Annotated in this window: 24 protein-coding genes and 1 tRNA gene; 12 read left to right on the top strand and 13 right to left on the bottom strand. The window is 48.2% G+C overall.

Features of this window, described 5'->3' with window-relative positions:
• Positions 1-24: 24 nt before the first annotated feature.
• The 4 genes from Q5705_06465 to Q5705_06450 form a co-directional block, all read right to left on the bottom strand.
• Complete coding sequence (locus Q5705_06465) at positions 25-204, bottom strand: hypothetical protein (GenBank protein WLI78190.1); 180 nt, start codon at positions 202-204, stop codon at positions 25-27.
• A gap of 50 nt (positions 205-254) precedes the next feature.
• The gene (locus Q5705_06460) at positions 255-1,058 is read right to left on the bottom strand and encodes a hypothetical protein (protein ID WLI78189.1); all 804 of its coding nucleotides are present in this window, start codon (positions 1,056-1,058) and stop codon (positions 255-257) included.
• Between the two features lie 19 nt (positions 1,059-1,077).
• On the bottom strand, positions 1,078-1,512 hold the full coding sequence (locus tag Q5705_06455) for a hypothetical protein (GenBank protein WLI78188.1): 435 nt from the start codon (positions 1,510-1,512) through the stop codon (positions 1,078-1,080).
• A gap of 356 nt (positions 1,513-1,868) precedes the next feature.
• Positions 1,869-3,092, bottom strand: coding sequence for a hypothetical protein (locus tag Q5705_06450; GenBank protein ID WLI78187.1), 1,224 nt, complete (start codon positions 3,090-3,092; stop codon positions 1,869-1,871).
• A 365-nt stretch (positions 3,093-3,457) separates the two neighbouring features.
• Between Q5705_06450 and Q5705_06445 the strand changes: the two genes are divergently transcribed.
• From Q5705_06445 to Q5705_06410, 8 genes are all read left to right on the top strand, one after another.
• Complete coding sequence (locus Q5705_06445) at positions 3,458-3,661, top strand: AlpA family phage regulatory protein (GenBank protein ID WLI78186.1); 204 nt, start codon at positions 3,458-3,460, stop codon at positions 3,659-3,661.
• Positions 3,662-4,012: 351 nt separating this feature from the next.
• Positions 4,013-5,032, top strand: a complete 1,020-nt coding sequence (locus tag Q5705_06440) for an inovirus-type Gp2 protein (protein ID WLI78185.1) — start codon at positions 4,013-4,015, stop codon at positions 5,030-5,032.
• A 633-nt stretch (positions 5,033-5,665) separates the two neighbouring features.
• Positions 5,666-5,989, top strand: coding sequence for a metalloregulator ArsR/SmtB family transcription factor (locus Q5705_06435; protein ID WLI78184.1), 324 nt, complete (start codon positions 5,666-5,668; stop codon positions 5,987-5,989).
• 1 nt (position 5,990) lies between these two features.
• A complete protein-coding gene (gene arsH, locus Q5705_06430) occupies positions 5,991-6,704 on the top strand; it encodes an arsenical resistance protein ArsH (protein ID WLI78183.1) in 714 nt (237 codons plus the stop codon).
• An 8-nt stretch (positions 6,705-6,712) separates the two neighbouring features.
• Complete coding sequence (locus tag Q5705_06425; GenBank protein WLI78182.1) at positions 6,713-7,258, top strand: sigma-70 family RNA polymerase sigma factor; 546 nt, start codon at positions 6,713-6,715, stop codon at positions 7,256-7,258.
• 75 nt (positions 7,259-7,333) lie between these two features.
• On the top strand, positions 7,334-7,696 hold the full coding sequence (locus Q5705_06420; protein ID WLI78181.1) for an arsenic metallochaperone ArsD family protein: 363 nt from the start codon (positions 7,334-7,336) through the stop codon (positions 7,694-7,696).
• A 20-nt stretch (positions 7,697-7,716) separates the two neighbouring features.
• Positions 7,717-9,474, top strand: a complete 1,758-nt coding sequence (arsA, locus tag Q5705_06415; protein ID WLI78180.1) for an arsenical pump-driving ATPase — start codon at positions 7,717-7,719, stop codon at positions 9,472-9,474.
• A gap of 124 nt (positions 9,475-9,598) precedes the next feature.
• Positions 9,599-10,135, top strand: coding sequence for an N-acetyltransferase family protein (locus Q5705_06410; GenBank protein WLI78179.1), 537 nt, complete (start codon positions 9,599-9,601; stop codon positions 10,133-10,135).
• A 34-nt stretch (positions 10,136-10,169) separates the two neighbouring features.
• Here Q5705_06410 and arsC read toward each other — a convergent pair whose 3' ends face one another.
• The 5 genes from arsC to arsR are packed head-to-tail and all read right to left on the bottom strand — an operon-like array spanning position 10,170 to position 14,477.
• Positions 10,170-10,595: a glutaredoxin-dependent arsenate reductase gene (gene arsC / locus Q5705_06405; GenBank protein ID WLI78178.1), complete on the bottom strand. Its 426-nt coding sequence runs from the start codon at positions 10,593-10,595 to the stop codon at positions 10,170-10,172.
• A 12-nt stretch (positions 10,596-10,607) separates the two neighbouring features.
• Complete coding sequence (gene arsB, locus Q5705_06400; GenBank protein ID WLI78177.1) at positions 10,608-11,897, bottom strand: arsenite efflux transporter membrane subunit ArsB; 1,290 nt, start codon at positions 11,895-11,897, stop codon at positions 10,608-10,610.
• 47 nt (positions 11,898-11,944) lie between these two features.
• Positions 11,945-13,696, bottom strand: coding sequence for an arsenite efflux transporter ATPase subunit ArsA (gene arsA / locus Q5705_06395; GenBank protein ID WLI78176.1), 1,752 nt, complete (start codon positions 13,694-13,696; stop codon positions 11,945-11,947).
• 17 nt (positions 13,697-13,713) lie between these two features.
• A complete protein-coding gene (gene arsD, locus Q5705_06390) occupies positions 13,714-14,079 on the bottom strand; it encodes an arsenite efflux transporter metallochaperone ArsD (protein ID WLI78175.1) in 366 nt (121 codons plus the stop codon).
• 47 nt (positions 14,080-14,126) lie between these two features.
• Complete coding sequence (gene arsR / locus Q5705_06385; protein ID WLI78174.1) at positions 14,127-14,477, bottom strand: As(III)-sensing metalloregulatory transcriptional repressor ArsR; 351 nt, start codon at positions 14,475-14,477, stop codon at positions 14,127-14,129.
• A gap of 216 nt (positions 14,478-14,693) precedes the next feature.
• Here arsR and Q5705_06380 point away from each other — a divergent pair, with 216 nt between their 5' ends.
• Entirely contained in the window at positions 14,694-15,641 is a 948-nt protein-coding gene (locus Q5705_06380; GenBank protein WLI78173.1) for a hypothetical protein, read from the top strand.
• A 256-nt stretch (positions 15,642-15,897) separates the two neighbouring features.
• Complete coding sequence (locus Q5705_06375; protein WLI78172.1) at positions 15,898-17,601, top strand: DUF2326 domain-containing protein; 1,704 nt, start codon at positions 15,898-15,900, stop codon at positions 17,599-17,601.
• 57 nt (positions 17,602-17,658) lie between these two features.
• Here the strand turns inward: Q5705_06375 and Q5705_06370 are convergent, their stop codons facing one another.
• Positions 17,659-18,843 carry a tyrosine-type recombinase/integrase gene (locus tag Q5705_06370; GenBank protein WLI78171.1) on the bottom strand — a complete coding sequence of 395 codons (1,185 nt, stop codon included), beginning with the start codon at positions 18,841-18,843 and terminating at the stop codon, positions 17,659-17,661.
• Positions 18,844-19,005: 162 nt separating this feature from the next.
• Positions 19,006-19,100 (bottom strand) — tRNA-Sec (locus Q5705_06365).
• 288 nt (positions 19,101-19,388) lie between these two features.
• Here Q5705_06365 and Q5705_06360 point away from each other — a divergent pair.
• Together Q5705_06360 and yicI are read left to right on the top strand one after the other, a co-directional pair.
• On the top strand, positions 19,389-20,780 hold the full coding sequence (locus Q5705_06360) for a glycoside-pentoside-hexuronide family transporter (protein WLI78170.1): 1,392 nt from the start codon (positions 19,389-19,391) through the stop codon (positions 20,778-20,780).
• A 10-nt stretch (positions 20,781-20,790) separates the two neighbouring features.
• Entirely contained in the window at positions 20,791-23,109 is a 2,319-nt protein-coding gene (gene yicI, locus Q5705_06355) for an alpha-xylosidase (protein ID WLI78169.1), read from the top strand.
• Between the two features lie 71 nt (positions 23,110-23,180).
• Here the strand turns inward: yicI and Q5705_06350 are convergent, their stop codons facing one another.
• Together Q5705_06350 and Q5705_06345 are read right to left on the bottom strand one after the other, a co-directional pair.
• Positions 23,181-24,905: an AsmA family protein gene (locus tag Q5705_06350; GenBank protein WLI78168.1), complete on the bottom strand. Its 1,725-nt coding sequence runs from the start codon at positions 24,903-24,905 to the stop codon at positions 23,181-23,183.
• Between the two features lie 122 nt (positions 24,906-25,027).
• The gene (locus Q5705_06345; GenBank protein ID WLI78167.1) at positions 25,028-26,413 is read right to left on the bottom strand and encodes a uracil-xanthine permease family protein; all 1,386 of its coding nucleotides are present in this window, start codon (positions 26,411-26,413) and stop codon (positions 25,028-25,030) included.
• Positions 26,414-26,486 lie beyond the last annotated feature (73 nt).

The raw sequence follows: 26,486 nt of genomic DNA, 5'->3' as shown, positions 1-26,486 counted from the left end.
CCTCTGAGCTTGCAGCAAGGGAGATCAGGCAAGTGTGGCGAGTTTTTTGATGATGCGTATCAGACTCAGTGTGGTGAGGCTGGCACCCAGTGCTTTAACCGCAACAGAATTGCTGCGCATCAATGTCACACCGGCAATACTCAAAACAAGTTGCCAGGTACAGTCCACGGTTGGTAGCGTTTCCTGATGTAATGTTTTTCCCACTGAACCTCCGTTAGCTGAATGCCGGTTAAAAAGTTATCTCACTGATAATGTTATTTATAACCATTGGGAATCCACTGGCCTTGCTTACGGATATCAGTAATGATGTCTCCCTGGTTGACCGAAATTGTGCGCCAGCCCGGCTCTTTACTGGAGGCATTACCGTAGGTGTACCCTACTGTCATAGTGAGAGCTTCACCCGTTGTGGTGGTTAAGTCAGCTTCATATGCCGCTTCGGTATTTTGTTTGCGGATGAAACGCACGGTATTAATGGCACGACAACGCAGACTACTTTTGGCATGTTCAAATGAGTTATCCGCCATCTGGCAACCTTCAGATTTAATTTCATCCGTCAGGCTTGTCGAAGCATTAAAGTTTTTAGGAGCAGGTACGAAATTCGCCATATCGCTGCGCATGGTTGGCGGATCTGTCTGAAGCACAAGATAAACAGGACAATCTGATTTTCCGACTTCACAGGCTTTTGCCACATAATCACGTACCAGCCAGCCTTTATTGCCGAAATACTCAGCACCGCTCTCGTCTTTACATTGTGACCACGTGGCTTTTTGTCCCATCATCACGCCGTCTACCAAGACGCAGGTGACAGCTTTTACAGGCTTCCCGTCCCAGCGAACAGCGTCAAAGGGTTGAATGCCGGTGTGATTCACATCAAGCGTATAAGCCTGCGGGTTCTTCGCTATCCGGTCATTTGCCTGTTTCAGTTGATTACTGCCTTCCTGAGTCAGAAAGAAGGTATAGCGTTCGGGATGTATGTCGCCGTGAATTGTCATTGCAGACGAGACCAATGGAATAAACAGTGCTGCAGAGCTGAGAGATAAAACAACGAGTTTACGCATAAGGTTTCCTTTCAGTTTATTAGTTATTAATACAGTCCTGCCATGTGATATCAGCCAGTGCTTCATTCAGCCCTTTGGCGCTGAATTTTTTAGAGATAGCGGCATTCATTGAGGTCATTTTTATTACGTCTTTTTCACTTGTCGCTTTTAACGCAGTAAAGGTCGTTTTATCCAGAGGATGGTTTGTACCATTGATACTGACTCCAGGATCAGAAAGCCCTGTTTGTGACGAGATGCGGTAATCCTCCGCAGGTACGCTGTAAGCAGCAGCCAGCTTTCCGCTTGTGCAGGTCAGTGTGAGCACTTCGCCTGAAGCATTTTGAGTATTGAGTTCAAACTCCATGGCGCTGATGTTCCCGTACCAGTCACCCCATTGCTGGTCAGCCTGTACGGCGCTGGCACTGTGGCTAAGCAGCAGTAATCCAGCCAGAGTTGCATAATAGTTTCTGAGCATTTTGGTTTCCTTTCCTGATGATTTAGATACAAAAAAGCCCGCTTCCGTGTTAAGGGGAGCAGGCTGATCGTATTGATAAAATGAGCTAGCAGATAATCGTTAATACAGATCAGTTTCAGAAAATTGATCGTTTGAATCTATCATTAAAACGATCGATACATGATTATTAATAGTCATTAGCTATCATGATTTAAGTATCGATCGGCACAACAGATCAATGTACAGAAGCCACACCAGTAATACATACCGGCGCGGCTTCATGGGGGTAATATAGGTGTGAAAATATGTGGAGTGCTTTCAAGGCACTTTTATGGGGTAATTTATCCTGAGTAATAAGATCACCAATTCCCCACTAGCTAATTTATTAGCTGTAGTTTGTTACTGATTCTTTTTATTTTTCTTTTACGGGTAAGGTATGTATCCCTGGCACGCTTAAACTGCTGATACAGTTCTGGTTCGATGTAAGTTCCTCCAACATAGAAAATCCAGACTGCATGGATAGATAAATATGTTTCTTTTGGTGTCGATGGCTGAATGATCTCAAATGCATCATGCCAGCCAATTTTGTTAAAACTGGAAAGTAGACCGCCATCTTCCGGAGAAAGGTCTATGGTTCTGTAACTAACCTTTTTTGTGCCACTTTCATGCCCTGAATTCTTATCACTAGCGGCGTCATTGCCGGTTGATTTATCGTAATCTTCCTGTGAAGTACTTTCTGACATATTCTGATTGCAGATATCATCTTTGTTGTCAGCAGTGCATACTGAGTGGATATTATATTCACCAGATAATGCAACACTCTTCTCCGGGGTGTCTGTGCTTTGGTCGTAAATACGCATTCTTCTGGACGGTTTGTTTTTCATATATTCCCAGGCCCACTGGCATAACTCTGTATTGTCCATGGGAATGCTTAACTTACGTTTTGCTTTAAATTTACTATCCCATTGGGATCTTATATTTTTTATAAATGATAATTTATCAATGAAGTATGCTGGGACTAAATCCATAAAATACAGAATGGAGTTATAACGTTCTTTATGGGATGTGGGATGTGTATGCAGCGATTTTATTTCTGAAAGAAAAGATTCTAACGCAATCGCATACTGAGTATTTGTGTTGAAATTATCAGAAACGGATAGATCAGTCAGGGAATGGACATGACTAAATTTTTGTGGCGCAACCTCCTTTTGGATATTAATCATTTCAGAAGATAGTTGAGGACAATATTTTTTAATGCTTAACCACACAAAATAGCAGGCATGCTCATTTTTCCTGAACCATTCAAACTCTGACTCCGGAAGAAGTGAGTCAAGAAACAACTCTATTTTTCTTTCATAATAAAGTATGGCATCAAGGACACCTGAATAATAATCGCTGACAATTTCAGATAATAGTAAAGGGGCATCCCGTATATTCATTCGGTAAATTGAATTTATTCTTTTCATGTTTTTTAGAGGTGAGGAACGGTAACGATCGACCATAGGTTTATTTTCCATTACAAACCAATAAAAAACGGATAGTTCTCTTTTTGTTTTTATTTTTAGCCGGTAATCCTTATTCTTACCTTTGCTTAAACTCATCTTTTACCTCTTCGAATGGCGGACTTAATTTACAGTATATCCATTATTTTTATACTGATAATAGATGTAGTGTATTACGTAGTCAACGAGTAGATTTTTCGTAGTTTTTTTGTAGTGTTTTTTTTGATGGAAAGTCCAGCATTACTGACAAATTACACAGAAAGTAACTTGTTTTAGACAGGTATGTAAGGTGAGTTTCCTTATCGCCATAGTGAAAGGCCATAACCTGTCCCTGCATGCCTTCAGTAATGACTCTTCAACTACTATGGAGACTCTCCTTAGAAATGTAAAACCATACATACATGACCTATCCATTTGAAAGGATGCCGCCCGGCGTCCTCATGATAAATTCTTTTGGAGAAGTCATGAAAGAGATTGATATTTATAAAGACCGATTCGTTGATATGGTTTTCATTACCGAGCTGACCAGTCTGTCTGATAAGTGGTTTTATAAAATGGCACAGCAAGGAAAGTTTCCAAAACCTGTAAAATTTGGCCGCAGTTCCCGCTGGATAGAACGTGAAGTAAAAGAGTGGCTGGAAGCTCGTGTTAATGAGCCGAGAGCATAAAAGACTGCTAAAGATAGTGATGGTGAGGGTTACTAACTTTACACCATGTTTATATACTCTCACGCCTTATGCCGTGTGAGTTTAATGTGATTTATAAAGTCGGTTTATTTATTATTGTATTTAATGCATTATCAATTATTCTTTAATGCATTCAATCACAAGTCAATATCACTTCATATAAACACGTTTTATCACACTCATTATAGCGTCATACACTTACACTTTGTTATCACACATACTCTACCTCTGATGTCACTATTCATACTGAATATCAGACAAAGACACTCATCCAATAACCACACAAATACATTGCCAGTCAGCCACTACTGACTGGCTTCAGGGAAACACAATATGGACTTACCAGAATCATTCCTGTTATCTCATGCTGAATATCACATTGAGAATAACACTCCCTATGTCACCATATCCGATGACAATGAATTTAGATTCAGATTAGAACAACTGGACAGTTGTCTTAAAACTATCAGCAGAGGACGTAAGTTACCTTTCGCTATTCTGTATAACCGATCAGGATACAAAGAGAGTGCTGAGTCAGCCACCATTCTTGATGCCATCCGTTATCTCAATATGTTGCCACAAGATGCAATGAAAGTACGAATAGCTAATCCACGTATAGCTACCTTCCAGCGTTTATTTACTAGCGCCGATTTATATTCGCGTGTCCATAACGGGAAAATAGCAGGGGCAGACACTGTTACCACAGCAGAAATGCTGAATAAGCTGATACAGGATTACCGGTTTACTGTGAGCCAGGCAGGATTTAAAAAAGCATGCAGAAAGTACCAGAGGGCTTCGGTTAAAAATCTGAAGGGAGTGATGAATTACATCAGACATCTGCAGGAGCGTCATTCCCGGCTGCTGGTCTTGCGGGTTGATTTATCATGGGCAAATGAGCACAAAGCTGATATCACTGCTGATGATGCCCGTAAGCACCGTCAGCAGCTGTTTCGCAATATGCAAAAGAATCCAATATTTCGCCATGTCCTCGGGACGGTATGGAAACTGGAATATGGCCCACAACGTAAATTTCATTACCACATGCTATTTATCTTAAATGGTAATAAGGCACAACAGGATGGCGTGATTGCTCATGCTTTCGGGAGATACTGGAATGAAACTATTACTAAAGGTAAAGGCATGTTCTACAACTGCAACGCTTACAAAGAGCGTTATGAGGACTGCTGCCTCGGCAAACTGAAACGCGGTGACAGTAGTAAGGACAAGGGGTTACTTAAGGCGCTAAGTTACATCACCAAAATCGATGCCTGTGCACGTCTGGTTCTTCCGGGTAATGCCAGAACCTTTGGTCGCGGAGAAGTACGTTCATTGAAAAAAAGGAAGAGAGCATAAACAGGCCGGTAAACCTAACCTGTTGTAACTGTCGGTAATGCTTCCTTCCCCCTTCTATCTACAAAGCCAGCTAACCATGCTGGCTTTTTTCATTTGTTACGGAGTTCATGATGAATTACTTCGTCTTAGCCACTCACGCCGTCACCGTAGATGGTGAATGGGTTACACCAGAATCTGTTCAACAGGTTGATTTTGATTCATTGCTTTGTATTTACTGCAAACTGCAGATCGGTGTTCAGTTTGATCCTCTGACAACTACAAGAACGTTTGTGCACATACCGAGGCATATCAACAATGTTGCTCGGCTTAAAACTTGTCGATTTAACAAGCTCCAAACAGTACCAGAACAAACCTCGCCAAAAACTATCCCGCCTTCAGAAATGCGCCTTCGACCTACTAACACGACGATACGGCAATGGCGATGCTGCTGGTGCGATACTCACTGGCATGGGGACAAGGTTTGTCCGAAATGTAGCGACTTGATTTATGTGTTAGACGTTTAAGAGACAGTTTCGGTCGGTAGAGTTCGTAGATTAAATCTGAGCGTGCCGACATCGACCATTGCCCCTCTTTTACCAGGAAAGGAAATTAGATATATTTCTACAATTCCGGAAATATAGAAATGAGATACAGATGGAGCTTTCAAAAGCAGCAGATACCCTGAAAGAGCTGGGGCATCCTACGCGCCTGAGCGTGTACAGAGAATTGGTTAAAGCCGGACATGAAGGGTTACCGGTTGGTGAACTGCAAAAGCGGCTCGATATCCCTGCCTCTACGCTGAGCCATCATCTCTCATCGCTGATATCAGTTTCTCTGGTACGCCAGGAACGTCTGGGCAGAACGCTCTTTTGCCATGCTCGATATGAAAACCTTGAGGCTCTGATTGCCTTCCTGACAGAAGAATGCTGCTTAGGAACTGACGACTACCTCACCATGCCCCAGAAGACGGAGAAGTAAAATGACAGGTGATCTTAAGAATGTTGATTCGGGTTTGTTCGACACCTCAATCACAGAGGCAAGATTCGGTGTTCCTGCCGTTCCCCATCCTCCACGCATCCTCATGTTGTACGGCTCTGTGCGCGAACGTTCCTACAGCCGACTGGCAACGGAAGAAGCGGCAAGGTTACTGACCGCCATGGGTGCAGAAGTGCGGATCTTCAATCCTTCTGGCTTGCCTCTTCCTGATGATGCGCCTGACTCGCATCCTAAAGTCATGGAACTGCGCGAGCTGGTTCGTTGGTCTGAAGGGATGGTGTGGTGTTCCCCTGAACGCCATGGTGCGATGACCGGCATCATGAAAGCCCAGATTGACTGGATACCACTTTCGGAAGGCGCTGTTCGCCCTTCTCAGGGGAAAACGCTGGCCGTAATGCAGGTCTGCGGTGGCTCTCAGTCCTTCAATGCCGTTAACCAGATGCGTATTCTTGGCCGCTGGATGCGGATGATCACCATCCCGAATCAGTCCTCTGTGGCAAAAGCCTGGCAGGAGTTTGATGAAGACGGACGCATGAAGCCGTCATCGTACTACGACCGTATCGTGGATGTGATGGAAGAACTGGTGAAATTTACCCTGCTGACCAGAGGCAACTCAGCCTATCTCGTTGATCGCTACAGCGAACGAAAAGAATCGGCAGAAGAACTTTCCCGGCGGGTTAATCAGAGCAAAATTTGAGGGCTGGTATGATTGATATAACGGCATTCAACAACTGCATGCGCGTGTTCTGGCGGCAACATGAAGCCGAACTATCTCGCTTTCTGACATCAAAGACTGGCGATAGCGAAAAAGCAGCTGACCTTATGCAAGAGCTATTCCTGCGTGCCCGCGCTCATTCAGACAGTTTCTGCGAGATGGAGAATCCGCGAGCCTGGCTGTATCGGGCGGCGAGGAATCTGCTGATTGATGAGTACCGCACCACCAGGGAGTTTGTTGAGCTGGAAGAAGATGCCCCATTAACAGACGCATCCCCTGATGCAATCTCAACGCTGGATATTTGCCTGCCTGAAACATTACAGGCTTTATCCGAAGATGAGCGGTGGTTGATTGAAGATACCGACCTTAACCGGCGTCCCCAGCAGTCTCTGGCCGATGAACTGGGAATCTCGCTTACGGCGTTTAAATCCCGTCTGCTTCGGGCCAGAAAGCACCTGAAAGAAACGATGACAGAACTTTGTCAGATTGAGGCGGATGACACGTCTCCCGTCTGCTGCCACAAAAAAATGAATTAATCGCGCATCTTTTTCCCACCACCTTCGTTTACCTCAGTGTAAAGCCAAATGACTAAACACTGAGGTAAACATTCCATGTCAAAAATTGAGATCTTTGAAGCTGCAGGCTGCTGTGCAACCAGTAGCGTTGTGGTCAGTGACGAAGCCGTCAAATGGAACGCCAGCGCCGAATGGGCGAAAAAAAATGGCGTTGATATTCAGCGTTACAGCCTCGCGAAGAATCCGCAGCAGTTCCTGAATACGCCTGTCATCAAAGAGTTCCTGAACTCATCAGGGATGGAATCCCTCCCTGTCACCTTACTTGACGGCAAGCTGGTAATGGCAGGCAAACTCCCGACTCGTGAAGATATCGCCCGCTGGGCAGGTATTCCGCTTACTCAGGACTGGAGTGAGGACAGCACGCAACCACGCTGCTGCAGCATTCCAAGTATGCCTTAATTCCAGAGGAGCTATCACTGATGAATATGCCATTTTTAAAAGACATTCCCCCGTTCATCTTCTTCACCGGCAAAGGTGGCGTGGGTAAAACATCTCTGGCCTGTGCTACTGCGGTATGGCTGGCCGATAAGGGCAAGAGAACACTTCTGGTGAGTACCGATCCGGCTTCCAATGTCGGCCAGGTATTTAGCCAGACTATCGGCCACCGAATCACAGATATCAGTACCGTACAAAATCTTGCGGCGATGGAAGTTGACCCGATGGCTGCTGCACAAGCCTATCGTGACCGAGTGCTCGACCCGGTTCGCGGGCTGATGCCAGCCGAGGTGGTAAGCAGCATTGAAGAACAGCTTTCAGGTTCATGCACCACGGAAATCGCGGCATTTGATGAGTTTACAGGTCTTCTTACCAACCATGAGTTGCGGGAAAAGTATGACCATATCGTATTTGATACTGCGCCAACCGGTCATACCATCCGTATGCTTGAGTTGCCGGGGGCCTGGAGCGGTTATCTCGAAGCGAACCCTGATGCCGCCGCTAACCTCGGGCCGCTGGTGGGGCTGGAGAAACAACAGCACCAGTACTCAGACGCGGTTAAGGCTCTCTCTGATGCTGCACTCACGCGTCTGGTTCTGGTTGCCCGTGCCCAGGCTTCAACACTGAAAGAAGTCTCTCATACGCACGATGAGCTGTATGCAATCGGTTTGCAGCATCAACACCTTGCCATCAATGGCGTGCTGCCGCCGTTTGCAGGTGAAAATGATCCACTGGCACAAAGTATTCTGGCTCGGGAAGAAAAAGCATTACAGGCAATGCCAGAGAACCTGGCGAACCTTCCCCGCTCGCAGCTGTATCTGAAGCCATTTAATCTGGTCGGTCTGGAAGCCCTGCGGGAGCTATTTACGGAGAGCAAAGCCTCACCGGTTCTCGCTGCTACCACGCTGAATGCTCTGGATTTACCGAAACTTGCCTCGCTGGTAGATGAACTCAGCCAGACAGGGAAAGGGCTGATAATGACGATGGGTAAAGGCGGAGTGGGTAAAACGACTGTTGCGGCATCGGTGGCGGTATCTCTGGCAAAACGCGGCCATAAAGTCCATCTGACGACGTCAGATCCGGCAGCACATCTGTCTTACACGCTGGATGGCTCGCTACCAAACCTTCAGGTCAGCCGTATTGACCCTAAAGTAGAGACGGAACGCTATCGTCGCTTTGTTCTGGAAAATCAGGGGAAAGGGTTAGATGCAGAAGGGCTGGCGGTGCTGGAGGAAGATCTCCGCTCGCCATGTACTGAAGAGATCGCCGTCTTCCAGGCATTCTCGCGGATCATCAAAGAGGCTGACGACCATTTTGTCATTATGGACACAGCGCCAACGGGCCACACACTTCTGCTACTGGATGCAACAGGAGCCTATCACCGGGAAATGGTGCGCCAGATGGGGCAAACACATGACCATGTGATGACGCCAATGATGCAATTGCAGGACCCGGAGAAGACGAAGGTGATTATCGTGACACTTGCCGAAACGACACCTGTACTGGAAGCGGCAAACCTGCAGCAGGATTTGCGCCGGGCCGGAATTGAACCATGGGCATGGGTAATCAATAGCAGTCTGGCTGCTGCGAAACCGTCCTCACCGTTCCTCGTAACCCGAGCCAGTCGCGAACTGCCGCTGATAAATGACGTTACAGAGCAGTTTGCAAAGCGAATTGCATTAACACCACTGCAGAACGAAGAACCAGTGGGTGCGGCTCTGCTGGCAAAAATGGCAGACTAATAGATGGGGCTACGGCCCCATCTTCTGTAGCCAAACTTTTGCTTATACAGATTATAAGTTTAAGTGCTTAACCTGCTGTCGCGAATTCCGGTAGTTTGTAAAACACCATTACTGGAGCAATTCGATGCACATTATCAAAGCTGAAGAACAGCACATTACCGCGATACGCAATATCTATGCTCACCATGTTCTGCATGGTACAGGTAGCTTCGAAACCGAACCTCCGGATACGCAGGAAATGCTTAACCGGCTGAGGAGCATTCAGTCTCGGGGATTCCCATGGTATGTCGCCCTGCAGGGCGATAAGGTCATCGGCTACTGTTATATTTCCCGTTACCGCGAACGCCATGCCTATCGGTTTACTGTCGAAAATTCGATATATATTGATCCGGCTTATCAGCGACAGGGCGTCGGAAAAGCACTGCTCGATCATGCATTAAAATGGGCCGAATCTCAGGGATATCGTCAGATGATTGCTGTTGTGGGTGACAGCGCTAACGTCGCTTCTGTTGCGCTGCATATCCGCGCAGGATTTACTGAAATAGGCACATTAAAGGACATTGGTTTCAAACATGGCCGCTGGCTTGACACGGTTTTGCTGCAAATGAAACTTGGTGAAGGGAATAGTACTCTGCCAGAAGATTCAGATCTTATGCTCTGAGGCAGGAATAAGGGGGCGTCTGCCCCCTTTATGTTTATTTCAATCGCTTACCTGTTTCATCAACGACTTTCTCGCCGTCTTCCTTAGCAAATGCGCCTTTTTGCGCATCCGGAAGAATATCCAGTACAACTTCGGAAGGGCGGCAAAGGCGCGTTCCCAACGGTGTCACCACAATTGGGCGGTTAATCAGGATCGGATGCTGAAGCATAAAATCGATTAACTGATCGTCAGTAAACTTGTTTTCGGCAAGCCCCAGTTCTTCATAAGGCTTGACATTTTTACGTAGCAGCGCCCGTACTGTAATCCCCATATCTGCGATAAGTTTGACCAACTCATCGCGTGAAGGTGGAGTCTCAAGGTAAAGAATTACGGTCGGCTCATTACCGCTGTTGCGGATCATCTCCAGCGTATTACGCGACGTGCCGCAGGCTGGGTTGTGATAAATGGTGATGTTGCTCATATCAGTATCTCATTACAAAGTGAAAGAGAGACGTAGCGCCAGCGCGGCTAGCGTTACAAACAGCACAGGCAGAGTCATGACGATCCCGGTGCGGAAATAGTATCCCCAGGTGATGGTCATATTCTTCTGTGAAAGAACATGCAGCCAGAGCAGCGTTGCCAGGCTACCAATAGGTGTAATTTTCGGGCCCAGATCGCAGCCAATCACGTTGGCGTAGATCATCGCTTCTTTGATAACGCCTGTTGCGGTGCTTCCATCGATAGAAAGAGCGCCAACCAGCACGGTAGGCATGTTGTTCATGATGGAAGACAGGAAAGCCGTCAGGAAGCCAGTACCCAGCGTCGCAGCCCAGAGTCCTTTATCCGCCAGTACGTTCAGCACACCTGAAAGGTATTCGGTTAGCCCGGCGTTGCGCAGACCGTAGACCACCAGGTACATCCCCAATGAGAAGATGACGATCTGCCATGGTGCACCGCGCAGCACTTTGCCAGTGTTAATGGCATGGCCTCGTTTAGCTACTGCAAACAGGATCACAGCTCCAACAGCCGCAATCGCGCTAACGGGAATACCGAGCGGCTCGAGGACAAAGAACCCAACCAGCAGAAGAATTAAAACTATCCAGCCGGTTCTGAAGGTTGCCAGATCTTTAATCGCCTTTGCCGGTGCCTTCAGGAGAGCCAGATCGTAAGTCGGCGGGATATCTTTGCGGAAGAACAGATGCAGCATAACCAGCGTGGCGATAATAGCGGCAATATCCACCGGCACCATTACCGACGCATACTCAGTGAAGCCCAGTCCAAAGAAGTCCGCCGAGACTATATTCACCAGGTTCGACACGATAAGCGGCAGGCTGGCAGTATCGGCAATAAAACCGGCAGCCATGACGAATGCCAGCGTGGTGCCTTTGCTGAACCCTAATGCCAGCAGCATGGCGATGACTATCGGCGTCAGAATAAGTGCCGCACCATCGTTGGCAAACAGTGCCGCCACCGCCGCACCAAGCAGAACGATATACGTAAAGAGCAAACGTCCACGACCGTTACCCCAGCGGGAAACGTGCAGCGCTGCCCATTCGAAAAAACCGGACTCATCAAGCAGCAGGCTGATAATAATTACGGCAATAAAGGTCGCCGTCGCGTTCCAGACGATATTCCACACCACCGGAATATCGCCCACATGCACAACGCCTGATATCAGAGCCAGTCCCGCGCCCAGCATTGCACTCCAGCCGATCCCTAATCCCTTTGGTTGCCAGATAACCAAAACAATGGTCAGGACAAAAATAGCGCCTGCCAGTAACATAAAACCTCCTGACAGGGCGACTTTGCCGCCCTGTATATGCAAAAAAATTAACTCATCAACTCTCTGAGCTTTTTAATACCAGCGGGCTCTGATGCCAGCACCGGAACCAGCGCTAAACGGTTAGAGTGCTGATTCTTAACAACCTCAATCTGAGGCAGTTCCTGCCGGGCGCGCTGGCAAAGCAACGGAGAACGCGTATCCGCAATGGAAAGGCTGTTATTGATAATCCAGCCCCACGGATGAATTCCCGCTCTTTCAAGATCAGCCTGCAGGTTTGCCGCTTCCAGCACCGGTGTGGTTTCAGGAAGCGTAACCAGCAGAACTTTGGTTCGTTCCGGGTCCTGAAGCTGCATCATGGGGGTAGTAAAATGACCTTTACTCCCCATTTTTTTGGCAATCTCTCGGTGGTAAGCCCCGGTCGCATCCAGCAGCAACAGCGTGTGTCCGGTAGGGGCGGTATCCATAACAACAAAGCGCTTACCCGCTTCACGAATCACGCGGGAGAAGGCCTGAAACACGGCAATTTCTTCAGTACAGGGAGAGCGTAAATCCTCTTCCAGTAGCCGTTTCCCTGCTTGGTCCAGATCTCTTCCCTTCGTCTCAAGAACATGCTGGCGATAGCGTTCGGTTTCATCGTGAGGGTTGATGCGGCTGACCTGAAGGTTTTTGAGGCTGCCGTTCAGCGTTGTACTCAGGTGCGCAGCAGGATCAGAGGTCGTGAGATGCACGTCAAATCCCATGTCTGCCAGCCTGACGGCGATGGCAGCAGCCATTGTGGTTTTCCCTACGCCACCTTTGCCCATCAGCATAATCAGGCCGTGTTCACTGCGAGCGATATCATTGACTAGGCCAGAGAGCGATAAGTTTTCAGGCGTGTACTGGATGTTCGTTACCGGGAGCGGTAATGCCTCAGAACCGGTATCCAGCAGTCCCTTCAATGCTGAAACACCAACCATATTGACTGGCTGTAGTAATAGGGTATCTGTCGGTAGCCCAGATAAACCGGCAGGAAGATTTGCCAGTGCCTCCTGCTCACGTTGCCATATCGCAGCTGCCAGGGCGTCATGTTCAGCTTCGGCTTTAGGCAGCACACCATTAATCACCAGATATTGGTTTTTCAGGCCAATTGCGGCGAGTTCTTCATGGGTGCGGGCGACTTCCTGCAGCGTAGATTTTTGCAGTCGCGCAACCAGAACCAGGCGGGTACGTTCAGGATCGGATAACGCCTCTACCGCATGAGCATACTGCTCACGCTGCTTTTCCAGCCCGGCCATTGGGCCAAGACAGGAAGCACCATCTGGATTGCTTTCAATGAAGCTACTCCAGGCACCGGGAAGCTGGAGAAGGCGAATCGTGTGGCCCGTCGGCGCTGTATCAAAAATGATGTGATCGAAGCGGGTCAGCAGGGAAGCGTCTGTTAGCAAGCCAGTGAATTCATCGAACGCTGCAATCTCAGTGGTACAGGCTCCTGAAAGCTGCTCGCTGATACTGTTAACAACGTCATCAGGCAAAAGACCTTTGATAGGATCAACGATTCTGGAGCGGTATTGTTTGGCGGCTTCCTGCGGGTCGATTTCCAGAGCGGAAAGTCCATGAACTGCTGCCACAGGGCGAATGGTGTTACCGATAGCCTGATCGAATACCTGGCCGACATTGGAGGCTGGATCGGTACTGACCAGCAAAACCCGCTTACCCTGTTCAGCAAGGCGGATTGCCGTCGCGCAGGAAATAGAAGTTTTTCCTACACCTCCCTTACCGGTAAAAAACAGGTAAGGCGGGATATTCTGTAAGAATTTCATATGTCCTCCTGACATACTCAGCAACAGGAAGTATTACCACCACCACAGCAGCTGGTGGGAGCTAACCCTACCTTCTCCAGCGGTATACCGAACCAGCGAGCCAGCTCAGCGCGTTTTGGGTATCGCCCTGCCATCACCGTTTCACCGTCCAACAGCAGTAGCGGAAGCCCTTCTGCTCCAGATGCTTCGAGGAATGCTTTCGCTTTCTCATTCTGAACAAAGCTCATGGGCTGCTGCGCCAGGTTGTAACGTTCAACCTGTACACCACGTCCTTTCAGCCACTGCACATCAGCAGAAAAATCAACCAGAACCTGATCGACATCTGAGCCACATACGCCGGTACTGCAGCACATTGCCGGGTCAAACACCTTTAACGTTTTCATTCTGAATACCTCACATTCGAAAAATCATATATATTCAGGCAAATTTTTTAGATACAAACAGCCTTACCGCTGCCAGAACAGTTTGCCGATGCCAGCCTACGGGCGATGGCCTGTACGTCGTCCTGTTGGCTTAACCAGGCCTGCTCAATCACCTGAGCGGCCCAGGAAGGAATATGCGGGGATAAGCGGTAGTGAACCCACTTGCCCTGTTTGCGATCCAGTAATAGACCACTTTCCCGGAGCATTGCCAGATGACGGGAGATCTTGGGCTGCGACTGCTCCAACGCCGTGCAAAGATCGCACACGCACAGCTCGCCCATCTCCCTGAGTAGCAGCACGATGCCCAGACGAGTTTCATCAGAGAGATTTTTGAAGAGTTGTAGATTGGTAAGTTTCATTGATACCTCCGACAAATATTTTTAATGATAAACAGGTTTGTACAGGAGTCAATGTCATATTCGATTTTTCATATGTGTTTTGGGGGTGGGTTGGTAGAATTTAAGAAATTTTGGTTTTGTAAAGTGGAAGTAGTCCCAATTTTCAAAATAACAAGTTTACATCACTGAAAGAGAGGATATTATCATCAAAAATTGTTCATCAAAGATGCAGGTCGTATGAGTTCTACACACCAAGAATATCTTTACAGGCAGTTATTTCGACTGAAGATTCATGAAAGCATGGGCGATGCTTTTCAGGCTCTTTTTTCGAAGGTTATGCAATATACGACCCCTGGATTCCAGGCTGTATCACCGTGGGGAAACTGGGGAGATGGTGGAAACGATGGATGGATAGAAACCGAAGCTCACTACTTCCAAGTTTATGGCCCCAAGCCTTCTAATCAAATCAAAGAGCTAGAAGCTGTTAATAAATCGATTGGCGATTTTGACAAGTTAGTTGTTAAGTGGGGAAAGGTATCAAAGTATACTTTTGTTATGAATGATTATTTTAAGGGGATTCCTGCACCTGTAGGAAATTCCCTAAAAAAACTTGCGGACGAAAAATGCCTTGACCATGCAGGAGCTATGGGAGGGATGGAACTCCTCAAAGAGTTTATGTCTTTGTCTGAGTGTGATAAGCAAGATATTGTAGGTTTAATTCCAGACGTAGACCTGGATTTTATTGATAGTCGTGCTGTCGGCGAAGTTTTGAATTATTTGGCATATAAATCATCTTCAGACTTGGCTTTTTTAAGCGAAACAGCACCTGATTTTGATGAGAAAATAAAAATAAATGGTATTTCTAAGCCTATAAAATTAAGGCTTGAAATGAATAGCTATCAATTATACCTAATAAACGAATTTCTCAATTCTGTAGATAATGGTTTAGAACAACGCATAGCACAGGAAGTCAAAGAGACTTATGCACTAAGTAAATTAGCCATATCTTCCGAAATTCCTGAACGAGCGGACTTGAGATATCTTTGGATGATTGATAGATTACTCCCATCAGGAATTCATGAAAATGCTAAAGCTAGCTATAGATTTGCCGCTGAGCTGATCTTAGCAAAATATTTTGAGACGTGCGATGCGTATGAACATCCAAACAATGCTTCTGCCACATAAACATATTAGATTTAGCAATTCTTTAGTAGCAATTGCTGGTTACATCCGGACAATTATAGATGAACCACTATCTGTCGATGAGCTCTGGTCGAAAATTGAACAAAAAAAATCCACAGAGCTGATAACTCCATCATTTACACAATTTATATTCGCTCTAGATATTCTATTTTGCATCAAGCAGATAATTGTTGATGAAGAAGGCAGATTAACTTTGGAAGTTTGCAATGATAATGAACTATAGTAGAAGAGAAGTTTAATGAAACTAATCCGCTTAACTTGCGATCAACCAACTTTTCACCCTGTATATTTCAATGAATCTGGATTAACTCTAATAATAGGGGATAGTTCAACTGAAAAAGAAGGGAGTAGTAATGGCGTTGGCAAAACGTTAGTACTTGGCCTTATACAGCATTGTTTAGGAGCAAATGCTGATAAAAAATTATCCTCTGCTGTTCCTGATTGGTGGTTTACATTAATTTTTTCACACGACGGGACTGAATACTTAGTTTCGAGAACAGGTAATGGGAAAAAAATAATATTAAACGATCAGCCTATTTCTTTAAAGGCATACAAAGAGTTATTGGATAAATCTGGCATATTTAACTTAAATGATAACATTCCTTATTTAAGCTTTAGATCATTATTTAAGCGGTTTACACGGTATACAAGGGATGACTGCATTAGCCCAGTTCGCACAACTAAAGAGCCTGATTTTGAAGCTTTACTCCGAACGGCATTTTTATTAGGTATTGATCATACCTTAATTTTGTCTAAAAGAAATAATAAGCATGAATTAGACAAGGTTAGTCAATCTTTAAAAAATTGGCAGAACGACGATATATTAAAAGATATGTTTAGAGCTGGTTCTCAGCCCAAAGTTCGTTATGAGTGGCTTGAACGTGTCATTCCGAAATTAAAAGATGAGCTAGATGAATTCCAGATTCATGAAAAATATCGAGCTATAGAAGAAGAAACAAATATATTAACAAAGAAAGTGCGAGAGTTAGAAAAAAATAAAAACATTATTGAATTTAGAATAAGTAATATTGATAAAACTCTTTTAGAACATCCAGATATATCAAGAGAAGATTTGCTTGATTTATATTCTGGTTTGCAAAATATTTTCAAACCAGAAACATTAGCTCATTTTGAAGCGGTTGAAAATTTTCATAATTCACTTTCTTTCAATAGAAAAAGACGATTAGAGAAGGATAAAATAAATCTGCTTTCTGAATTGGAAATTCTCAAGTTCAATATTGCTGAAGTTTCAGAGCTTCGAGATCTAAATCTGCAATCTTTGCATGGTAAAAAAGCGCTTGATGAATATTCCGTCGTTGCAAGGCAACTTGCTGAATTAGAGGAAGAAAAATCAAGATTGCATGAATACTTAAACTTCGCAACTAAACTCCAAGAAAAAGCACAAAAATTAAGAGAAAGAAAAGTTGAACAAGATAGACTGGCGGTTGATTATACTTCCACCAATCCTTTATCAGAATATGATAGAATATTTGCCGAGCTTGCTGAAATATTGTATCCGAGAGTACCGGCTGGTATAGTCTTAGATGTTAATACCGGTGATAATCAAATTCGTTATGATTTAAGCATTCAAATAGAAGGAGATGATTCTGATGGTATTAATGATGCAAGGATATTATGTTTTGATTGGTTAGTATTTATGTATGGTCAAAATCATTCGATGAATATGTTGTGGCATGACAACCGCCTGTTTGCTGATATTGACCCCGGGGTGCGTTCAAGATGGTTTGCATTCATAAATGAATCTGTGAAATTTAATGGAAAACAGTATATAGCGTCGTTAAACACAGAAAACTTCCAAGCTATGGCCGAAACACTCTCCAAGTTCGAAATGGATGATTTAAGGTCAAAAGTTGTACTCACCTTGCGAGGAGATAAAGCTGAGAATAAGCTTCTTGGCATTCAATTTGGAAGCAAAAAATAAAAATAAAGTGGGCTCTTAAAATGCCCACTTGAAAATTAATTAAAGCTGATATTTTAATTACTTTATCGATATACATTTCACTTTAATAAAGTTTGAATACCACTGCATCATCTCCCTCCGTCCCTCCAAATACTGTGCATGGTTGTAAGTCCCACGTATCGCGTTCTTATCCACATGTGCTAGCTGCGTTTCTATCCACGCTGAGTTAAAACCTTCTTCATGGAGGATGGTACTCATCGTGTGGCGGAAACCATGCCCCGTCAGCCTTCCTTTATATCCCAATAACTCAATCACCTGATTAACGCTTTCCTTTGAGATCGGCTTCGTTCGATCATTGCGTCCGACGAATACCAGTGGGTATAGCCCAGTAATAGGCTTAAGTGACTCAAAGAGCTCGACAACCTGATCCGACATCGGAACGATGTGTGGTCGTTTCATCTTCATCACTTCAGCAGGGATCTCCCAAAGCCGCTTTTCAAAATTGATATCCTCCCAGCGGGCAAAACGTAACTCCTGAGTTCGTACCCCTGTAAGCATGATGATTTGAGTCGCAGTCTTGGTAATAACGCTACCGGTGTAACCGGCAAGATCCATAAGAAAGTGAGGAAGCTCTTCGGCAGTCAGGAAAGGAAAATGTGTTTTCTTTGGTGTTGCGAGGGCTGTAGCGAGATCGGGTGCAGGATTGTATTCAGCGCGTCCGGTCACGATTGCATGACGGAATACTTCACCGCAGCGCTGTCTGACTTTGCGCATCTTTTCTAATGCACCACGCTTTTCCATACGACGAAGGGTTTCCAGCAATTCCATGGGCTTAATTTCAGCTATGGGACGCTTACCGATATAGGGGAAAATATCCTTTTCAAAGGTATCAATAATCTCATCGCGATAACGTAATGACCAACGATCCGCTCTCAGCTGGTGCCATTCACGGGCAATAGCCTCGAAGGTATTTTCGTAGTTTAGTTTTTGAGCGATTTTCTCTGCTTTCTTTAGCTCTCCGGGATCGCTTCCAGCAGATAGTAACTTTTTCGCAGCTTCACGCTTTTCACGGGCTTGAGCGAGAGAAACCTCAGGATAAACGCCGAAAGCAAGGCGCTTTTCTTTACCCGCATAACGATACTTTAAACGCCAATAGCGTGAGCCGTTGGTGGTTACTTCAAGGTAGAGGCCTCCACCATCAGATAGCTTGTACGCCTTCTCTTTGGGCTTGGCTGTGTCGATTTGTCTGACTGTTAGCTTCATTGGGGGCATCTCAAAATGGGGCTATAAATCATGCCCCCCATTATGCCCCCAGAATGCACTTGATTCTGGTAGAGACAGTTGACCTCGGGAGAACATAATTAGCAGTAATTTCGGGTATTATAGGGGATTTACTTGAGACAGTGGAGTTCAGGAGAGGCAAATTGGCGGAAGATCACAGGAGTCGAACCTGCCCGGGACCGCTGGCGGCCCCAACTGGATTTGAAGTCCAGCCACCTCACCGGAGATGACGATCTTCCGCGCCTGCATTGCTACATGGAGGCGGGGCGCATTATAGCTACTTTCAGACATTTACCACATCCCCCCACCATAAATTTTCTCATTGTGCTTCTGCTTTCTCTGTTTGTTTAAGATAAATCTCTATCTTTTCCATTGCTTAGCATTTTGCATACCTTAAAGGAATCACGATCACAGAAAAGAATAAACGTAATTTGATAACCAGAAATCGCAATACCCGCCTGTAAAGCGATCGTTTACAACGTCTGAAACCGCTATCAGCCTATTTTTCAGGCGTTAAGGAAACAAAAATGGACAGTCAGATTATTTCTGTGAAAGAAAAGATTGGCTACGGAATGGGCGATGCCGCCAGCCATATCGTCTTTGATAACGTAATGCTGTACATGATGTTTTTCTACACCGATATCTTCGGCATCCCCGCCGGATTTGTCGGCACCATGTTTCTTCTGGCGCGCGCGTTAGATGCCATTTCCGACCCTTGCATGGGGCTGCTTGCCGACCGCACCCGCAGCCGCTGGGGTAAATTTCGCCCGTGGATTATTTTTGGTGCGTTGCCGTTTGGCATAGTCTGCGTACTTGCCTACAGCACACCGGATCTTAGCCTCAGCGGCAAAATGCTCTATGCCGCTGTAACCTACACGTTACTCACCCTGCTTTACACCGTGGTCAACATTCCGTATTGCGCTCTCGGCGGCGTCATTACCAATGACCCACAACAACGTATCTCGCTGCAATCCTGGCGCTTCGTACTGGCAACCGCAGGCGGCATGCTCTCAACCGTGCTAATGATGCCGCTGGTAAGACTTATCGGTGGTGAAGACAAAATTGTCGGCTTTCAGGGCGGTATTGCGGTGCTCTCCGTTGTCGCTTTTATGATGCTGGCTTTCTGCTTCTTCACCACCAAAGAGCGTATTCAGGCTCCACCGAGCACAACGGCCATGCGCGAAGACCTTCGCGATATCTGGCAAAACGACCAGTGGCGCATCGTCGGTATGCTGACCATCCTTAATATCCTGGCGGTTTGCGTGCGCGGCGGCGCGATGATGTATTACGTCACCTGGATAATGGGCGATGCCGCCATCTTTACTGCCTTCCTCACCACTTACTGCGTCGGCAACCTGATCGGTAGCGCAATGGCCAAGCCACTTACCGACTGGAAATGCAAAGTCACCATCTTCTGGTGGACTAACGCCGCGCTCACCGTGCTGAGCATTGCCATGTTCTTTATCCCGATTCAGGCCAGCATCACCATGTTCGCCTTTATCTTTGTCATCGGCGTGTTGCACCAACTTGTTACCCCGATCCAGTGGGTAATGATGTCCGACACCGTCGATTACGGCGAATGGTGCAACGGTAAGCGCCTGACCGGCATCAGCTTTGCCGGCACGCTGTTCGTGCTGAAACTCGGCCTGGCGCTTGGTGGCGCGTTGATAGGTTGGGCGCTGGCGGGCGGCGGTTACAATGCCGCGGCACAAAGCCAGAACAGCACCACCATCAGCATTATCATCGCGCTGTTCACTCTGGTTCCGGCGGCCTGTTATTTGCTGAGCGCCATAATCGCTAAACGCTACTACGCCCTGAAAACCCCGTTCCTGAAATCCATCATGGCGCAACTGGCGCGTGGTGAGCATCGCAGCCAACAGCGGTTCGGCGACGTTTCAACCCGGGAAGAGTTACTGTAAGGAGCAACGCATGAAAATCAGTGATGGTAACTGGCTTATCCAGCCTGGTCTGACATTAATCCAGCCTGTCCAGGTGTTCGATGTCGAACAGCAAGGCAATGAGATGGTGGTGTATGCCGCGCCGCGCGATGTGCGCGAGCGTACCTGGCAACTGGATACACCTTTGTTTACGTTGCGCTTTTTTTCCCCACACGAAGGAATTATCGGTGTGCGTATTGAGCACTTTCAGGGCGAAGTGGACAAAGGGCCGCACTTCCCGCTCAACATTGCGCCAAACGTTCCTGTTGAGATACGCAACACCAATGAGTTTGCCGAGCTACAAAGCGGTGCGTTAACGGTTCGTGTTGGTAAAGGCGAAAATTGGGCACTCGATTTTTTTCGCAATGGCGAACGTATTACCGGTAGCCAGCTTAAAAATAACGGTTACGTGCAGGACAGTAACAGCGGGCGCAACTCTATTTTTGAGCGGCTGGATCTGGGCGTTGGCGAAACGGTTTATGGCCTCGGTGAACGCTTTACCGCGCTGGTGCGCAACGGTCAGTCAGTAGAAACCTGGAACCGCGACGGCGGCACCAGCACTGAGCAATCCTATAAAAACATCCCGTTCTACCTCACTAATCGCGGCTACGGCGTACTGGTGAATCACCCGGAAGCGGTGGAGTTTGAAATCGGTTCGGAGAAAGTCTCCAAAGTGCAATTCAGCGTTGAAGGGGAGCACCTGGAATACTTCGTTATCGACGGCCCGACACCGCAGGACGTGCTGAACCGCTATACCCGCTTCACTGGTCGGCCGGCACTGCCGCCTGCGTGGTCATTTGGCCTGTGGCTCACCACCTCATTTACCACCAACTACGACGAAACAACCGTTAACAGCTTTATCGATGGCATGGCTGAGCGGCAGTTACCGCTGCATGTTTTCCACTTCGACTGTTTCTGGATGAAAGCCTTCCAGTGGTGTGATTTCGAATGGGACCCGGTGACCTTCCCGGACCCGGGAGGGATGATCAAACGCCTGAAAGCGCGCGGGCTGAAAATCTGCGTCTGGATTAACCCCTATATCGGCCAAAAATCGCCCGTATTCCGTGAGCTAAAAGAGAAAGGTTATCTGCTAAAACGCGCGGATGGTTCGCTGTGGCAGTGGGATAAGTGGCAACCGGGGCTGGCAATTTATGACTTCACCAACCCGGAAGCCTGCCAGTGGTATGCCGATAAACTCAAAGGCCTGGTGGCAATGGGCGTGGACTGCTTCAAAACAGACTTTGGTGAGCGCATCCCAACGGATGTGGTATGGCATAACGGCGCTTGCCCGCAAAAAATGCACAACCACTATGCTTACATCTATAACGAGCTGGTGTGGAACGTGCTGAAAGAGACCGTTGGCGAGCAGGAAGCAGTACTTTTTGCCCGCTCGGCCTCCGTTGGGGCGCAGCAATTTCCGGTGCACTGGGGCGGCGACTGCTACGCCAATTATGAATCGATGGCGGAAAGCCTGCGCGGCGGGTTGTCCATTGGCCTCTCTGGTTTTGGTTTCTGGAGCCACGACATTGGCGGTTTCGAAAACACCGCCCCCGCACATGTCTATAAACGCTGGTGCGCATTTGGTCTGCTTTCCAGCCACAGCCGCCTGCACGGCAGCAAATCTTACCGCGTGCCGTGGGCCTACGATGAAGAGTCCTGCGATGTGGTGCGCCATTTCACCCAGTTAAAATGCCGCCTGATGCCTTATCTTTATCGCCAGGCCGCGCTGGCAAGCGAGTACGGCTTACCGATGATGCGTGCCATGATGCTGGCTTTCCCGGACGATCCGGCCTGCGATTACCTCGACCGCCAGTATATGCTCGGCGATGCGCTGCTAATCGCACCGGTGTTCAGCGAAGTGGGGGATGTGCAATTTTACTTGCCGGAAGGGCGCTGGACACACCTCTGGCATAACGACACGCTTAACGGCAGCCGCTGGCATAAGCAGCGTCACGGCTTTATGAGCCTGCCAGTTTATGTTCGTGACAATACCCTGCTGGCGCTGGGCAATAACGAACAACGACCGGATTATGCCTGGCATCAAAATACTGCATTCCAGCTATTTGAGCTGGATGACGGGCGCGAAGCATTGAGCGAAATCCCCGATGCCAGCGGTGCGATTGTCTTCCGTCTGCGGGCGAAACGCGAAGGAGGGGTGATAACCGTTCGGGCTGAGGGTGAAGGCAAAAACTGGACGCTTTGCTTGCGTAATATCGCGCAAATCACTCGCGTGGAGGGCGCAACGCAGACTGGTAGCGAACTCGGTGTGGTGATCGCGCCGCAGGGCGGGGAGGTTCGCATAATACTTTGAGAAGAGAATCGCCCGGTGGCGCTAACGGTTACCGGGCCTGGGAATCGTTAGCGCCATCCGGCAAAATGGGTTTATGGTGCCGCTTGCACTGGTGTTTCTGCTGGTGGCGCAACCACGCCGCCGGAGACTACGCCACCGTGCATGCTCTGCTTAACCTGCTGTTTTTGCGCATTTATAACCTGTAACTCGCCGTTTACCGACGGTTTTAACGGCGCATCGGCGCGTACAGTGCCGCTGGCGGTTAATTGCAGATTGCCGTTACCGCCGATCGGTAACGCAGGCCAGCCCCACTCTTGCAATACATTTACCGGCACGCCACGTCCGTTGAGGCTGAGATTTACGCCGCGATCCGGCGTTTGTGCAACCACGGCCCTGGCTTCCAGCAAGCCCTGGCCGGTAAAGGCACTCAGCTCGGTAATGTTGACCACACTGCTGTTGGCATTAAGCGCCAGCGACGGGCGGCGTACATCCACCCGGTTAAACGTTGCGGCTGCGGCATTCAGTTTTGCGGAGCCACCCCAGACGCCCCATTTGCGTTCGCGCACTAGTTGCAGGTTGTCGCCGTAACCATCCAGCGCGGTGAGCTGCCACGGGAACGTGGGATCGATATCAATCACCAAGTTGCGGCTGGCGCTGAATTTTTTCAATACCAGGCTGTTGAGCCAGGTCGGCAATTCATCCATCCATAACTGTTTCCAGTTATCAGGCAGGGTATATTCCAGCCCGGCGAATGCAGTGTCATCCAGTACCAGCGCATTGCCTGTGCGGTACCAGTTACCGGAGGTGCGCACCATGCCGTTTTCCCAGCGTGAAGTGAACTGTTGCAGCGCAATGCCCTGCGGCGAAAAATTCGCGTTAAGAATAGGGTCAAACAGATGCAGCGAGCCGTAAATAAACTCGCTGGCATTCATCGATAGCCTGCCGTCCTCGCTTTTCCAGTCGCCTTTCGCCAGCGTCAGGTTGCGCAAACTGAGATCCAGATCTGTCACTGCCCACTCTGGCCCCTGTAAGCGAGCATCCGTCACTTCCACCCGGCCGATTTGCAGGGAAGGCAGCGTAGTCAGCGGCGCGAAGAAATCGAGCAGAGATTTATCGCTTTGCAGACGGATATCATTCAGGCGCAAATTATTCACCACCCAACTGCCATCTGAGCCGCGTTGCGCATCGCCAGTGAGTGAACCGCGCGCCATATCTGCACCAATAGTGGTGAGCGTGACTACATCTTTATCAATACTGCCCTGAATCAACACATTCGTGGCGGGAACGCCGTTTAAGGTTAACGATCCGGCACTCATTTGAAGCTGTGCTTTGCTGCCAATCACATTCCCTGCGACAGGCTCCCACGGCACAACGCCGCCGGTTACGCGTTGCGCGCTCAGATCCCAGCCGGTGGTCGGGCTGTTAAATGCCATATTGCTTAATTGCAGACGGTCAGACTTAAAGGGCAGCGGCGCAGCGGCTGGGGATAGATTCAGCGTACCGTCCTGTAACAGAATGGTGTCGGTGTGCAGCGGGTCGGTAATTTGTCGGCTGCTCAGGCCAATATCAACTGTTTTGGCAACCAAGGTGGCGGGCTGGCCTTTACGACCGAAATTCACGTTTTTCAGCAGCACATGGGATGGGGAGGAGAAGCGGTGATCCAGGGCCTCAAAGGTGAGGTGGTAGTCGCTGTTGTTGTTTACCCATTTGCTCACCTGCGTCGCGCCCCAGCGTGTTTGCAGCAGGAAATAGCCTGCCAGAATCACCACAAGCAGGACGATAACGACAACAAGTAGTAGCTTTCCAAGAAATTTCATGATCTTCCATCCCCGAAGTGTCAGTAAGGGATTTATGCACGAATTATGCGCAATGCTCAAGGGAGGAATGGTGAAAGGAGATTGCTGCGGCAACAGGTTGTACCCCATTGCCGCGGGGTTAATCAGTTTTTCTCTGGCGGAAAAATCAGATTCAGTACGATAGCGGTGATACCGCCTGCGGCGATACCGGAAGAGAGCAGGTTTTTCAGCCAGTCCGGCGCGAATTGCAGGATTTGCGGCTGCTGAGAAACACCTAAACCAACGGCCAGTGACAGCGCAATAATCAGGATCGCGCGGCGGTTAAGCGGCTCGCGGGAGACGATACGCACGCCGGATGCGGCGATAGTGCCAAACATCACCAGCGTTGCGCCGCCAAGTACCGGCTCTGGCAATTGCTGCACAAAAGCACTGACTGCCGGGAACAGGCCAAGCACGATCAGCATCAGCGCAATGAAGAAACCAATGTAGCGGCTGGCAACGCCGGTCAACTGAATAACGCCATTATTCTGACCAAAGCAGGAGTTCGGGAAAGTGTTGAACACCGCAGAAACAAAGGAGTTCAGACCGTTCGCCAGCACGCCGCCTTTCAGGCGTTTCATATACAGCGGGCCGGTAACAGGCTGTTCAGACACATCAGAGGTTGCGGTGATATCGCCAATGGTTTCCAGCGAGGTGATCATAAACACCAGCATCAGCGGCAGCAGCAAGCTCCAGTCGATGCTCAGGCCATAATAGAGCGGCGTCGGCACCATAAACGTGTCCGCTGGCGCGTTATATTCCGGCAGCATGCCCATAAACATCGCCAGCACATAACCGACGGCCATCGCAATCACCAGCGAGGCGATACGCAGGTACGGGTTGCGTTGGCGGTTAAGCAGAATAATCAGCCCGAGAACAACGCCTGCCAGCAGCAGGTTTTTCGGCGCGCCAAAGGTGTGGTTGCCCATTGCCGCGAAGCCACCGCCTACGGAAGTCAGGCCCACCTGAATCAGCGACAGCCCGATAATCATCACCACTACACCGGAAACCAGCGGGGTAATAATGCGGCGGGCCAGCGGCAGAATGCGTGAGATAACCATTTCGGTGCAGCTTGCCAGCATCAGGGTGCCGAACAGCGCAGCCATCATGGTGGGCACATCCGCACCGCCGGTTTTCAGCGCAGTTCCGCCCATAATCAGAGGTGCAACAAAGTTAAAACTGGTGCCCTGAATCGACAGGAGACCGGAGCCAACCGGGCCCCAGGCTTTGATTTGAATAATAGAAGCAACGCCGGAGGCGAACAGCGACATGCTGATAATGTGCTGAGTGTCCTGAGCCGGTAAACCCAGCGCCTGGCAAATCAGCAGCGCGGGCGTGATAACGCCAACGAACATTGCCAGCAAATGTTGCAGTGCGGCAAACAGGGTCTGCGGCAGCGGCGGGCGATCTTCAAGGCGGTAGATCAGTTCGCTGGGTTGAGTCTGCGCAACCGGTTGCGCATTTTCTGACTCGATGGTGTTTACGGACATCTCAAGCATCCCCTGATGGAAAAGCGCTGATTTTATCGGACTGTTTGGTAAAAGCAAACGGTTGCTTGGTTAA

This window comes from Kosakonia sp. H02, assembly GCA_030704225.1.
Lineage (GTDB): Bacteria > Pseudomonadota > Gammaproteobacteria > Enterobacterales > Enterobacteriaceae > Kosakonia.
This window is presented reverse-complemented; position numbering and strand designations above follow the sequence as displayed.